Annotated in this window: 11 protein-coding genes; 6 read left to right on the forward strand and 5 right to left on the reverse strand. The window is 36.0% G+C overall.

Going from position 1 to position 13409, the window contains the following annotated elements; all coding sequences use genetic code 11:
• Positions 1–36: 36 nt before the first annotated feature.
• Positions 37–762, reverse strand: a complete 726-nt coding sequence (locus FJA49_RS10105; protein ID WP_140000856.1) for a polyprenol monophosphomannose synthase — start codon at positions 760–762, stop codon at positions 37–39.
• A 217-nt stretch (positions 763–979) separates the two neighbouring features.
• Between FJA49_RS10105 and FJA49_RS10110 the strand changes: the two genes are divergently transcribed.
• From FJA49_RS10110 to FJA49_RS10120, 3 genes are all read left to right on the forward strand, one after another.
• On the forward strand, positions 980–1645 hold the full coding sequence (locus tag FJA49_RS10110; RefSeq protein ID WP_140000857.1) for a DUF4271 domain-containing protein: 666 nt from the start codon (positions 980–982) through the stop codon (positions 1643–1645).
• A gap of 20 nt (positions 1646–1665) precedes the next feature.
• The gene (locus FJA49_RS10115) at positions 1666–2418 is read left to right on the forward strand and encodes a uroporphyrinogen-III synthase (RefSeq protein ID WP_056072518.1); all 753 of its coding nucleotides are present in this window, start codon (positions 1666–1668) and stop codon (positions 2416–2418) included.
• A 283-nt stretch (positions 2419–2701) separates the two neighbouring features.
• A complete protein-coding gene (locus FJA49_RS10120) occupies positions 2702–4096 on the forward strand; it encodes a T9SS type A sorting domain-containing protein (RefSeq protein ID WP_140000858.1) in 1395 nt (464 codons plus the stop codon).
• A 72-nt stretch (positions 4097–4168) separates the two neighbouring features.
• On the opposite strand, the gene pckA is transcribed toward FJA49_RS10120, so the two are convergent.
• Positions 4169–5797, reverse strand: coding sequence for a phosphoenolpyruvate carboxykinase (ATP) (gene pckA, locus FJA49_RS10125; RefSeq protein ID WP_140000859.1), 1629 nt, complete (start codon positions 5795–5797; stop codon positions 4169–4171).
• A gap of 80 nt (positions 5798–5877) precedes the next feature.
• Positions 5878–6264 (reverse strand): DUF423 domain-containing protein, encoded by a 387-nt coding sequence (locus FJA49_RS10130; RefSeq protein ID WP_140000860.1) that lies wholly within the window; start codon positions 6262–6264, stop codon positions 5878–5880.
• Between the two features lie 126 nt (positions 6265–6390).
• Between FJA49_RS10130 and FJA49_RS10135 the strand changes: the two genes are divergently transcribed.
• Both FJA49_RS10135 and FJA49_RS10140 read left to right on the forward strand, forming a co-directional pair.
• Positions 6391–7761: a saccharopine dehydrogenase family protein gene (locus FJA49_RS10135; protein WP_140000861.1), complete on the forward strand. Its 1371-nt coding sequence runs from the start codon at positions 6391–6393 to the stop codon at positions 7759–7761.
• A 155-nt stretch (positions 7762–7916) separates the two neighbouring features.
• Positions 7917–8387, forward strand: a complete 471-nt coding sequence (locus FJA49_RS10140) for an Lrp/AsnC ligand binding domain-containing protein (protein WP_140000862.1) — start codon at positions 7917–7919, stop codon at positions 8385–8387.
• Between the two features lie 252 nt (positions 8388–8639).
• Here the strand turns inward: FJA49_RS10140 and FJA49_RS10145 are convergent, their stop codons facing one another.
• Together FJA49_RS10145 and leuS are read right to left on the reverse strand one after the other, a co-directional pair.
• On the reverse strand, positions 8640–9338 hold the full coding sequence (locus tag FJA49_RS10145) for a zinc metallopeptidase (RefSeq protein WP_140000863.1): 699 nt from the start codon (positions 9336–9338) through the stop codon (positions 8640–8642).
• A gap of 100 nt (positions 9339–9438) precedes the next feature.
• The gene (leuS, locus tag FJA49_RS10150; protein ID WP_140000864.1) at positions 9439–12303 is read right to left on the reverse strand and encodes a leucine--tRNA ligase; all 2865 of its coding nucleotides are present in this window, start codon (positions 12301–12303) and stop codon (positions 9439–9441) included.
• Between the two features lie 188 nt (positions 12304–12491).
• Here leuS and FJA49_RS10155 point away from each other — a divergent pair, with 188 nt between their 5' ends.
• On the forward strand, positions 12492–13367 hold the full coding sequence (locus tag FJA49_RS10155) for a cell division protein FtsX (RefSeq protein WP_140000865.1): 876 nt from the start codon (positions 12492–12494) through the stop codon (positions 13365–13367).
• The last annotated feature ends 42 nt before the right edge of the window (positions 13368–13409 follow it).

Here is a 13409-nt window from a genome sequence, read left to right on the forward strand (position 1 = left end):
GTTTTTTTTGCGCATTAAAACTGTATGGAAAATTCCTTACAGATTGTTGAACATTTTCTTTATTCGTAAGACGATAACTCCAAAAATGGCTTCTTTAATAATAGAATTACTCATTTTCGATTGCCCTTTTGTCCTGTCAGTGAAAATAATTGGCACTTCAACAATTTTAAATTTTCTGGCATACGCCCTATATTTCATTTCAATCTGGAACGCATAACCTATAAATTTTATCTTATCCAGGTTAATGCTTTTCAAGACATTTTTTTTGTAACATACAAATCCGGCTGTCGTATCACGAATTTCCATTCCGGTAATCAATCTAACATATACCGAAGCAAAATAGGAAAGCAAAACACGACTTAAAGGCCAATTTACAACATTTACTCCTGTAACATATCGAGAACCGATAGCGACATCATAAATACCAAAACGGCAGGAATCGTACAACTTTTCTAAATCGTGCGGATTGTGCGAGAAATCAGCATCCATTTCAAAAATGTATTCGTATTCACGCTCAAGTGCCCATTTAAAACCATGCACATAAGCAGTACCTAAGCCCGACTTTTTACTTCGTTGTTCTAAAAAAAGACGTCCAGGATATTCTTCCTGAAGCGCAATTACTTTTTGTGCGGTATGATCTGGAGAATTATCATCAATAATCAAAACATGAAATGGCTTCTGCAAAGAAAATACAGTCCTGATGATACTTTCGATATTTTCAATTTCGTTATAAGTAGGAATTATAACAATGCCGTCATTCATATTTGCATAATTTCATGACAAAAGTAAACTTTTTATGGTTGCTGATTCATAATAAAATTATAATAATCTCTGCTTTTCTTAAATTTCATGGGGTTTATTCGCTTTTGGCCTGTTCCTTTTTTTCGCTTCTTACACTCCAATTTCTTGATAATAATTGAAGAGGCATTTCCGAAAAAAAATAAAAAAAGAAAGTAATAAAAATCACTAATTTTACGCCATGTTAGAAATCGTTTTACAGCCGAGGATTTTGGAAAGCAGAGATTGGGCAACTGTCCTATTTGTGCTTTGCTTTGTACTTATTGCTGCCACAAAAGGCGTTTTCGAAGGTCGTTTTTCTGATTTTTCAAGATTGGCATACAGCGACAAATACATCAAGATTTACAGAGACAGCGGCAACCTTATGAACTGGTTTACGATTTCGCTGTTTGTAGTGCAAGTCATTTCCTTTGCGTTTTTTATTCAGATTATCCTGAGCTATTTTGGATATACTTCAAAAACAGACTGGATAACTTATGTTCAAATCGTTACGTTATTGAGCATTTTCATACTCTCTAAATACCTCATAGAGAAGATTATAGCTACTTCTTTTAATATTGAAGAATTTAGTGAACAGTTTAATTTGCAAAAAGTTAGTTACAGAACTTATATAGGACTTTGCATCCTTCCTTTAAATGTAATTTTGTTCTATAACGATACACCAATAGATTTATTAATATATTTCCTTATTGCTATCATTTTGTTAATAAACATACTTACTTATCTTCTTTCTTTAAAAATTTATCAAAATTTGATTATCGGCAAGTTGTTTTATTTTATTTTGTATCTTTGCGCACTTGAAATAGCACCTTATTATTTCATGTATTATTGGTTTACAAAAAGGTAGTACACAAGAAAACGTCAACTATGAAAGTGAAAACAATTTTGGTTTCGCAGCCAGAGCCTAAAGTAGAAAACTCTCCATATTTTGAGTTGCAACAAAAGCACAAAGTCAAAATTGATTTCAGGCCTTTTATCCACGTTGAGGGCGTTAGCGCAAAAGACGTGAGACAGCAAAAAATTGACTTGAACAATTTTACAGCCATCATCTTAACTAGCAAAAATTCCATCGATCATTTTTTCAGAGTAGCAGAAGAGATGAGATATAAGATTCCTGAAGATTTGAAATATTTTTGCCAGTCAGAGGCCATTGCTTTTTACCTTCAAAAATATGTAATCTACAGAAAGCGAAAGATTTATGTAGGACAGAAAGATTTCGCAGATTTATCTCCGCTAATTAAGAAATACAAAGACGAGAAGTTTCTTTTGCCAGCTTCAGATCAGCTGAATGCAGATGCACCACAAACACTAAACAACTTAAAAGTTAACTGGACACAAGCTACTTTTTACAAAACAGTAATGAGTGACTTGTCAGACTTAGCCGATGTTTATTATGATGTTTTGGCATTTTTCAGCCCAACAGGAATAAAGTCTTTGTTCATGAACTTCCCTGATTTTGAACAAAACAACACCAGGATTGCTGTTTTTGGAAGCACTACGCAAAAAGAAGCTTTGGATCACGGACTAAGAGTCGATATCATGGCTCCGTCTCCTGAAGCTCCATCTATGACTATGGCTTTAGAGAAGTATATTGCAAAAGCAAATAAAGAAGCAAAATAAAAATAAAATTTCAATATATATAAAACCCTAAATTCTACTGAATTTAGGGTTTTATTTTTCGGGAAAACGAAAATCACAAACGAATGTCCTACAATTCTCAACGAATGTTCATCGCTTAAAATTTACTTTTTTTATTAATTAGATTTGCCAAATGAATCAACTTCAAAGCACAGAAGGATATTTTTACATTTGCCAGATTTTTGAATTTTAAAAACAATCACACTAAGCGAATCAAAAATATTTTAAAACCAAATCTACAAACAATCACATAACAACATCTGAAATGAATTCAGATGAAAACAGAAAAACAATGAAAAGAACAATTACAATTCTATTATTATTTTTATCATTACAAATGTCTGCACAATGCTGGCAAAGTATGAGTGCTGGTTACGATCACTCTTTAGCAATTAAAAATGATGGAACGCTTTGGGCATGGGGAAGAAATGATTATTCTCAATTAGGCGATGGCACTACGGTAAATAAAAACACTCCAACACAAATTGGTACAGCAAACAATTGGGTTAAAATAGCTACAAGCTTAAGAACATCTTATGCCATTAAGGCTGATGGCACACTTTGGTCTTGGGGAAGAAATCAATATGGGCAATTAGGACAAGGAGCAGCAACTACTGTAACTACCCCAACACAAGTGGGCACTGCAACTAATTGGCAAAATATTAATGCCGGAGAAGAACATTTTATAGCATTAAAAACAGATGGTACTTTATGGGGTAGTGGTAGAAATCATTATGGGCAATTAGGCGATAATACTTCAGTAAATAAATCAACACCAATACAATTAGGCACAGCTAATTGGCAAGAAATAGCTACTAAAAATGACCATAATTTAGCCATCAAAACAGATGGTACACTTTGGAGTTGGGGTTATAATGCAAACGGAGAGTTGGGCTTAGGTTATGTTATAGTTTCTCTTAATAGCATTACTCAAGTTGGAACTGATACTAATTGGCAAAAAATTTCTTCCAATGGATATCATTCTGTAGCCATAAAAACAGACGGTACACTTTGGGCATGGGGAGCAAATTCCGGGAGTCAGCTGGGAAATGGTACCACAACAGACAGAACTAGTCCTGAACAAATAGGCGTATCAACTGATTGGCAAAAAATAGCAGCAGGACGTTCTTTTACTTATGCAATTAAAACAGACGGTACACTTTGGAGTTGGGGAGAGGGCTTATATGGAGAGCTAGGAAATGGTATTTCTGCACAAATAAAAAGCAGACCGGCACAAGTAGGAACATCTTCAGACAATGCTGATGTATCAGCAGGAACAGACCATGTTTTGGTGAAAAATACCGCTAATTTTATAAAGTCAACGGGTAGAAATAATTATGGTCAACTTGGAGACGAAACCAATGTTGATAAAAACTCATTCAATTCTATTTTATGTTATTCCTCAACACTTTCCACTGAAGATTTTGCAATTAATGAATTAAAAGTATATCCAAACCCAGTTAGAGATTTATTAAATCTTTCATTTGATAAAGAAATTACTGCTGTATCAATTTATAATTTATTAGGGCAAAAAGTGGCAACTAAAAACATCAACAACAATGAAAACTCTATTGATGTTTCACACTTAACTTCAGGAACATATTTAATTAAAGTTATTTCAGGTGTTGGAGTAAAAACTTTGAAAATAATTAAAGAATAAAACTTAAAGGGAGAGATTTTAACCAAAAAAACCCTGCGAATGCAGGGTTTTTTAGTATCTTATAATCCAGGATTAGTCAACCTGAGGGCCCGCTTTTACCAGATTTTGACCTTCTTCATTAGTAGCATATTGTGCAAAGTTCTTTACGAACAGCTTTCCTAAATCAAGAGCTTTAGTTTCCCATTCTGACGCATCAGCATACGTTTTTCTTGGATCAAGAATATCAGAGTCAACTCCTTCTAAAGCAGTTGGGATTTCAAAATTGAAAATCGGCAACGTAGCAGTCTCCGCTTTTTCAAGCGAACCATCTAAAATTCTGTCGATAATCGCTCTTGTATTTTTGATAGAAATTCTTTTTCCTGTACCATTCCAGCCCGTATTTACCAAATAAGCTGTAGCATTGTGCTCTTCCATCTTTTTCACCAATTCCTGACCGTATTGCGTTGGGTGAAGCGAAAGGAATGCTTTTCCAAAACAAGCTGAGAAAGTAGGTTCTGGCTTAGTTACTCCTCTTTCAGTACCTGCTAATTTTGCCGTAAATCCAGAAAGGAAGTGATATTTAGTCTGCTCTGGCGAAAGTTTCGCTACCGGAGGCATAACTCCAAATGCATCTGCCGTAAGGAAAATTACTTTTGAAGCATGTCCAGCTTTAGAAACTGGCTTCACAATATTATCAATATGGTAAATAGGATATGAAACTCTTGTGTTTTGAGTTACAGAACCGTCTTTGAAATCAATTTTGCCGTCTGCATCAACGGTTACGTTTTCAAGCAATGCATCTTTTTTGATAGCATTATAGATATCCGGCTCGTTTTCTTTGCTTAAGTCGATTGTTTTTGCATAACATCCGCCTTCAAAATTGAAAACACCATCATTATCCCATCCATGCTCATCATCACCAATCAATTCACGTTTTGGATCTGTTGAAAGCGTCGTTTTTCCAGTTCCGGACAATCCGAAGAAAACAGCAACATCGCCATCTTTTCCTTTGTTAGCAGAACAGTGCATTGAAGCGATTCCTTGCAATGGAAGGTAATAGTTCATCATGGCGAAAAGTCCTTTTTTCATTTCTCCTCCGTACCACGTACCTCCAATAACCTGAACTTTTTCAGTAAGGTTGAAAGCAATGTATACTTCTGAGTTCAAGCCATGTGCCTTATAATCTGAAAATTCAGTTTTTGAAGCATTCATTACCACAAAATCAGGCTCTCCATAATTTTCAAGCTCTTCTTCTGTTGGGCGGATAAACATATTTTTTACAAAATGTGCCTGCCATGCTACCTCAACAATAAATCTTACTTTTAGTCTTGTATTTTCATTGGCTCCGCAAAATGCATCAACCACATATAGTTTTTTGCCTGAAAGCTGATCTACAGTCGTCTTTTTTAAAGCCTCCCAAGTTTGTTGGCTGATTGGCTTGTTATCATTAACAGCCTTATCCGATGTCCACCAAATGGTATCTTTAGTAACATCATCCTGAACAATATATTTATCTTTTGGAGAACGTCCTGTAAAATCACCCGTCATTACATTTACTGCTCCTAACTCTGTCAACTGCCCTTTTTCAAACCCTTTAAGGTTTGAATTTAACTCTTCCGCATACAGCATTTCATAAGAAGGATTGTAAATTACTTCTTCAACATTCTTGATTCCATATTTCTCTAGCGAAATCGTTTTCGTAAACTGGGTGTAATTATCCATAGAATTCTAATTGAGTTGTGTTTAAAATTATTTGGCAAAAGTAAAAATTAAATTTCAGATTGAATATATTTGATAAAACTTTATGCTTTTCCCTTTAGGATATTTAAAAAAAGTAAAGCCCAAGCTATAATCATAAGCAATCCACCTATTGGTGTTATAAATCCTATAACGCTAAAATCTACGTTTGTTATATTTCTGGTAGCCAAAAGATAAATAGAACCAGAAAACAACAAAACGCCTGATAGGACTAAGTAGTAAATATTTTTTTTGGTCTTGTCAGACACCAACTTAGTGCTTCCAAGAAATAGCAGAAATAAGGCGTGGTACATTTGATATCGTACTCCGGTTTCAAAAGAAACCAATTGCTCAACATCAAGAACTTTTTTCAAAGCATGCGCACCAAATGCACCTAATATGATAGCGACAAAACCTAAAATTGCCGCTGCAGAAATAATCTTCCTATCCATTGTTGATTTAAATTTACCACAAAGTTAAGCATCTTGAAAACTTTATGACAATCAAACCGACATTAAGTTTTTTAAAATATAACAAATACCTACTTTTGTGTTATTATTAAAATTTTACGGTTTTTTATGAGACATATCCTAATTATTGGGGCCGGAAGGTCTGCTTCTTCACTAATACAATATCTTCTAAACAAATCAGAAGAAGAAAACCTACACTTAACTATTGGCGACCTTTCACTAGAACTGGCTCAGAGAAAAACCAAAAACCATAAAAATGCTACTGCAATTGCTTTCGACATCTTTAATGAAAGTCAGAGAAAAGAAGAAATCCAAAAAGCAGATATCGTCATTTCGATGCTTCCTGCACACATGCATATTGAAGTGGCAAAAGATTGCATCACTTACAAAAAACACATGGTTACGGCTTCCTATATCAGTGAAGCCATGCAAAGTTTGGATGCCCAAGCCAAAGAGAATAATTTGGTTTTCATGAACGAAATAGGACTCGATCCGGGGATAGACCATATGAGTGCCATGAAAGTGATAGACGAAATTCGTGATAAGGGAGGCAAAATTATTCTTTTTGAATCTTTTTGTGGTGGACTTGTGGCTCCAGAATCTGATAATAATCTTTGGAATTATAAATTCACCTGGAATCCAAGAAACGTGGTATTGGCCGGACAAGGCGGTACCGCTAAATTTATTCAGGAAGGTACTTATAAGTATATCCCATATCATAAATTATTTAGAAGAACTGAGTTTATGGAAGTTGAAGGCTATGGCCGATTTGAAGGTTATGCCAATCGCGACTCCTTAAAATATAGAAGTGTATACGGTCTTGATGACGCCCTAACTTTGTATAGAGGAACGATTCGTCGTGTAGGTTTTTCAAAAGCGTGGAATATGTTCGTGCAGCTTGGAATGACGGACGATAGCTATGTTATGGAAAATTCCGAAAACATGACTTATCGTGAGTTCACAAACTCTTTCTTGCCTTACCATCCAACCGATTCTGTAGAAATCAAATTACGATTGATTTTAAAGATAGATCAGGACGATATCAAATGGGACAAATTATTAGAACTCGACTTGTTCAATAACAAAAAAATTGTCGGCTTGAAAAATGCTACTCCGGCACAAATTCTTGAAAAAATATTAAGCGAAAGCTGGTCGTTGGAAAAACATGACAAAGACATGATTGTGATGTATCACAAATTTGGCTACGTGCTTGACGGCAAAGAAAAACAGATTGATTCCACTATGGTTTGCATAGGCGATGACCAGACTTATACCGCTATGGCAAAGACTGTAGGTCTTCCTGTAGCCATAGCTACTTTGCAGATTTTGAACGGAAACATCAAAACTCCAGGTGTTCAATTACCAATACGCAGAGAAGTTTATCTTCCGATTTTGAAAGAACTGGAAAACTACGGCGTTACTTTCAATGAAAAAGAAGTTCCTTATATGGGTTATAATCCGATGCATGTAGCCGGATAAAAAAATATTTAGCCACTGATTACACAGATTTCCACTGATTAACCAACAGAAATCTGTGCAATCTGCGGCATTAATCTTCCAAAATTCAAACATAAATTCATATTTTTGATTAAACTAAAACTGAAATTCCTCAATTCAGTTACAAATCAAAACTCATGAAGATTAATTCCTTACAAATAGAAATTGACGGTATCGACAAAGAAATCCTTCGTGACCTAATGGAAGATGCCCGAAAGCCAATACTTCAGATTGCGAATAAAATAGGTATTTCCGGAGCTGCTATCCATCAGCGTCTTCGAAAACTAGAACAATCTGGGGTTATTTCAGGGTCAAAATTTGTAGTCAATGCAAAAGTCCTGGGTTATAGCACGATGGCTTTTGTTGGAATCTATTTGGACAAAGCAGCCCGAAATCCGGAAGCGGTTCGTGAATTACGAAAAATCCCTGAAGTTTTGGAATGTCATTATACTACAGGAAACTGGTCAATTCTTATCAAGATCATCTGTCGTGATAACGAACATCTGATGCAATTATTAAACACCAAAATACAGGTTATAGAAGGCGTTTCCAGAACAGAAACCTTTATCTCTTTAGACCAGCAGATAGAGAGACAGATACAGTTGTAGATTTGGAGATTTTTGATTTGGGATTTATGATTGGAGAGTTTAGATTTATGATTTTAGATTTGGGATTTTTGGTGTGTAGTCATAGGTGATTTGCGGGTAAGTTAAATACCAAGTTTAAGCTACTAGTTCAGAATACCTTTAATTTTTACAGACATGAGAACTACAAACAAAAAAATCCGTGCTTTGTTAAACACGGATCATTTTAATTATTCCACAAGACCTAAAATCTTAAATCATTAAATCTTAAATTCATTAGTCTCTTCTGCCTCCAAAAACCTGAAGTGCCCAATACAGTAGCGAAGCTAATGAACCAATCGCAGCTACAAGGTAAGTTCGTGCGGCCCACTTCAATGAATCTTCAGCACCCGCATATTCTTGTTGGCTCAACATATTTTTATTTTTTAACCAAGCCAAAGCTCTGTTACTAGCATCATATTCCACCGGAAGCGTAATAAAACTGAAGAGAGTGGCAAATGCCATCATAACCAGACCCGCTACTGCGATATAGAAGCCTCCCACAAAACCGGTAGCTGCCCCAAGAATCAATCCTCCAATCACCACCCATTGCGACATTCCAGAAGTTACGTTCACAATCGGAACTAACTTAGAACGCATATTCAACCACTCATAAGCCTGGGCATGCTGTACGGCATGTCCTACTTCGTGAGCAGCAACAGCCGCAGCCGCAGCATTTCTTTGATTATATACTGCTTCGCTCAGGTTTACCGTTTTGTCTGCAGGATTATAATGGTCTGTCAATCTACCGGGAGTTGAAATTACTCGTACTCCTGTGATGCCATGATCTTGCAACATTTTTTCAGCAATTTCCGCACCGCTCATTCCGTTGCGTAAATGTACTTTCGAATAAAACTCAAATTTGCTTTGCAGCTTGGCACTAACAGCCCAACTGACCAATGCGATAACACCTATTAAGATATAATATCCAATCATTTTTTTTGTTTTTTGATATCTAATTATAAACAAAAACCTCGCCAATATAGCGAGGTTTTGTCAATACTGAAACTTTGTCAGTGCTAATATTCTCTTAAAATCAACCTACAAGATTGATGATTTTTCCTGGAACGATGATAATCTTGTTAGGCGTTTTGCCATTCAATTGTTTGATGGTCCTTTCATCAGCCATTACAATGTCTTCAATTTCCTTTACAGTCAAATTCAATGGAAGGTTAATTGTAAAACGCATTTTTCCGTTAAACGACACCGGATATTCTTTATTGTTTTCTATCAGGTATTCCGGATTGAATCGTGGAAAAGGAACTGCAGAAATACTTTCTTTATGTCCTAATCTTTCCCATAATTCTTCAGCGATGTGAGGCGCATAAGGCGAAATTACAACGGCTAACGGCTCCAATATAGAACGCTCATGGCAGTTCATTGCCGTCAATTCATTTACAGCAATCATAAAAGAACTTACCGAAGTGTTGAACGAGAAGTTCTCGATATCTTCCTGTACTTTTTTGATTGTCTTATGCAACGTTTTCAATGCTTCCGGTGAAGCAGGATTTGAATTTACAATCAAACCATTATCATCAAAATACAACTTCCAAAGCTTTTTCAAGAATCCGAAAACACCTGTTATTCCGGCAGTATTCCATGGCTTGGCTTGCTCTAACGGCCCCAAGAACATTTCATATAGACGCAATGTATCAGCTCCGTATTCATTACAAATGTCATCCGGATTGACAACATTATACCAACGTTTGGACATTTTCTCTACTTCTCTGCCTACAAAAAATCTTCCGTTTTCTGTTACAAATTCTGCATCATTGAATTGAGGCTGCCATTGTCTCAATTTCTCGATATCAATTTCATCAGAAGCATTCACAAGACTTACATCTATATGAAGTCCTTCCGTTTCGTAATTATTTTTGATATTTTTAGAAACATAAGTATTGGTTCCGGAAATTCTGTAAACCAAAGCACTCATTCCCAAAATCATTCCCTGATTGATTAATTTCTTGAACGGTTCTTCTTGGTTAACAAAACCTCTGTCTTTCAAAAATTTGTTCCAGAAACGGGAGTACAACAAGTGGCCAGTAGCATGCTCGCTACCTCCTATATATAAATCGACATTTTGCCAATAATTTTGAGCTTCTTCAGAAACAAACTCCTCTTCATTATGTGCGTCCATATAACGAAGCCAGTACCAAGAGCTTCCTGCCCAGCCCGGCATCGTATTTAATTCTAAAGGAAAAACAGTCACATCGTCTATCAATTCATTGCTAACAACTGTAGCATTTTTTGTATCCCATGCCCATTCTGATGCATTTCCTAAAGGTGGTTGTCCGTCTTCTGTTGGCAAATATTTTTCTACTTCCGGAAGACGAATCGGCAAATGCTGCGCTTCAATCATCTGTGGCAATCCGTTCACATAATAAACCGGGAAAGGCTCACCCCAATATCTCTGGCGTGAAAAAACAGCATCACGCAAACGATAATTGGTTTTTCCTTTTCCTTGCCCTAATTCTTCCAGTGCTTCAATTGCTTTTTTAGTAGCCTTTTTGTAATCCAGTCCGTTTAGGAAATCTGAATTGCCAATCACTACATTATCTTTTGAAGTATAGGCTTCTTCTGAAATATCAGCTCCTGCAAAAATATTTTTAATTGGAATATTAAAATGTTTGGCAAAGGCATAATCACGCTCATCACCACAAGGAACAGCCATAACAGCTCCAGTTCCATATCCCGCCAACACATAGTCACCAATCCAAACCGGAACGGCTTCTTTTGTAAACGGATGCTCTGCATAAGCTCCTGTGAAAACACCTGAAATAGTCTTTACATCGGCCATTCTATCACGTTCACTACGTTTGGAAGTCGCTTCAACATACGCTTCAACAGCTTTCTTTTGTTCCGGCGTAGTGATTTTTGCTACCAAATCATGTTCTGGAGCCAAAGTCATAAAGGTTACACCAAAAATCGTATCAGGACGGGTTGTAAAAACTTCAATCGCATGATTGTTTGTTTCGTCGCCGCTCAAAATATAATCTACTGCATTTCTTTCAAATTGAGAGTCTTTTACTTTAAAAGTTACAGAAGCTCCAACTGATTTTCCTATCCAGTTTCTTTGGCTTTCTTTCAAAGATTCTGTCCAATCGATGGTTTCCAAACCTGTAAGCAAACGTTCTGCATAAGCTGAAATCCTCATGCTCCATTGCGTCATTTTTTTACGGATCACCGGATGTCCACCTCTTTCAGAAACGCCATTTATAATTTCGTCATTTGCCAAAACAGTTCCCAATGCCGGGCACCAGTTTACTTCTGTTTCTGCCAAAAACGTAAGACGGTATTTCAATAAAATTCTTTCTTGATCTTCTTTGGAATAGGATTTCCATTCTTTGGCAGAAAAAGCAGGAATAGCATCATCAGCAACAGCATTTACCTTTTCATTACCATTTTCCTCAAATTCAAGAATAAGGGTTCTTATATCTCTTGCCTCATTCGCATCTTTATCATACCAAGAATTGAACAGCTGAATAAAAATCCACTGAGTCCATTTATAATATTCCGGACTGGATGTTCTTACTTCTCTGCTCCAGTCAAAAGAAAAACCAATCTTATCTAACTGCTCTCTATAACGGGCAATATTTTCTTTGGTTGTCTTGTCTGGATGCTGCCCTGTCTGGATAGCATACTGCTCAGCCGGAAGACCAAAACTATCATAGCCTTGCGGATGCAGAACATTAAATCCCTGGTGTCTTTTAAATCTTGCATAAATATCAGATGCAATATATCCGAGCGGATGCCCTACATGGAGACCTGCCCCAGAAGGATAAGGAAACATATCCAAAACATAGTATTTTGGTTTATCAGAATTATTTTCTGCGTGGAAGGTTCCGTTTTCTGCCCAGTATTTTTGCCATCTGGCTTCAATTTCGTTAGGATTGTATTTCATCGTATCAGATTCTAAGTCGCTAAGATCTTTAGGTTTAAGGTTAATGTTCAGAGAGTTATTTTGCTATATACAAAAAAAATCAATTCAAGGTAGCAAATTTACGTTTATTGTACGAAAGTCAAAACTTTGAGCGTTATAAACTGTGTTTAAAGAAATCTTTATTATTTTTACAGCATTAAATCAAAACTATGGCTTCATCATTTGAAAAATTTCAAAAGCGACGACTTATTTCTTCTTATTTTTCCGTGGTATTGAGCGTTTTCCTGGTACTCTTTTTACTGGGAATTTTAGGGTTATTTGTAATCAATTCAAAGAAATTGTCGGATGACTTTAAGGAAGAAATCGCCATGTCGGTTTATTTTAAAAATGAGGCTAACGATAGCATTATCAATGCGTTTGATACTCAATTAAAGACATCAAAATTTGTAAAATCTTACGAATTTGTAACCAAAGACAAAGCGGCCAAGCAGCATACGGATATTATTGGGGAAGATTTTATGGCATTTTTGGGTGAAAACCCTTTGGAGAATTCATTCGATATTCACTTAAAAGCAGATTATATAGTAACAGACAGTATCAAGAAATTTGAATCAAAGATTGTTAACAATCCAATGGTTTCTGACATTGTTTATGATAAAGTCTTAGTAAATCTGGTAAATGACAACATCCAAAGAATCAGTTTTTGGATTTTGATTGCCAGCGGATTTTTGGCTTTGGTTGCGGTTTTGCTAATTAACAGCTCAATGCGTTTGTCCATTTATTCAAACCGTTTCATTATTAAAACGATGCAGATGGTTGGAGCAACAAAATCATTTATCCGCAAGCCTTTTATCTGGCGAAGCATCAAATTGGGAATTATAGGTTCTCTTTTGGCCATTTTCGCTTTAATGGGCGTATTGTATTATGTAGAAACTAATTTCCCGAATCTGAAAATCATGGAAGACCAAATGATGATAGGTTTGGTTTTGGTTGGCGTTTTGGTTGTCGGAATCCTGATTACATGGTTCAGTACTTTTTTTGCAACACAGCGATTCTTGAATTTGCGTACAGACGATTTGTATTAATATTGGTTTTTTGATTTGAGATTTCTGATTTTTGATCTTTGA

The organism is Flavobacterium microcysteis (genome assembly GCF_006385255.1).
Classification (GTDB): Bacteria; Bacteroidota; Bacteroidia; order Flavobacteriales; family Flavobacteriaceae; genus Flavobacterium; species Flavobacterium microcysteis.

Coding starts and splice junctions, on each gene's coding strand:
- FJA49_RS10135 (WP_140000861.1), top strand. CDS start 6,391: ATGAGACATATCCTAATTATTGGGGCCGGAAGGTCTGCTTCTTCACTA.
- FJA49_RS10110 (WP_140000857.1), top strand. CDS start 980: ATGTTAGAAATCGTTTTACAGCCGAGGATTTTGGAAAGCAGAGATTGG.
- leuS (WP_140000864.1), bottom strand. CDS start 12,303: ATGAAATACAATCCTAACGAAATTGAAGCCAGATGGCAAAAATACTGG.
- FJA49_RS10115 (WP_056072518.1), top strand. CDS start 1,666: ATGAAAGTGAAAACAATTTTGGTTTCGCAGCCAGAGCCTAAAGTAGAA.
- FJA49_RS10145 (WP_140000863.1), bottom strand. CDS start 9,338: ATGATTGGATATTATATCTTAATAGGTGTTATCGCATTGGTCAGTTGG.
- FJA49_RS10120 (WP_140000858.1), top strand. CDS start 2,702: ATGAATTCAGATGAAAACAGAAAAACAATGAAAAGAACAATTACAATT.
- pckA (WP_140000859.1), bottom strand. CDS start 5,797: ATGGATAATTACACCCAGTTTACGAAAACGATTTCGCTAGAGAAATAT.
- FJA49_RS10140 (WP_140000862.1), top strand. CDS start 7,917: ATGAAGATTAATTCCTTACAAATAGAAATTGACGGTATCGACAAAGAA.
- FJA49_RS10105 (WP_140000856.1), bottom strand. CDS start 762: ATGAATGACGGCATTGTTATAATTCCTACTTATAACGAAATTGAAAAT.
- FJA49_RS10130 (WP_140000860.1), bottom strand. CDS start 6,264: ATGGATAGGAAGATTATTTCTGCAGCGGCAATTTTAGGTTTTGTCGCT.
- FJA49_RS10155 (WP_140000865.1), top strand. CDS start 12,492: ATGGCTTCATCATTTGAAAAATTTCAAAAGCGACGACTTATTTCTTCT.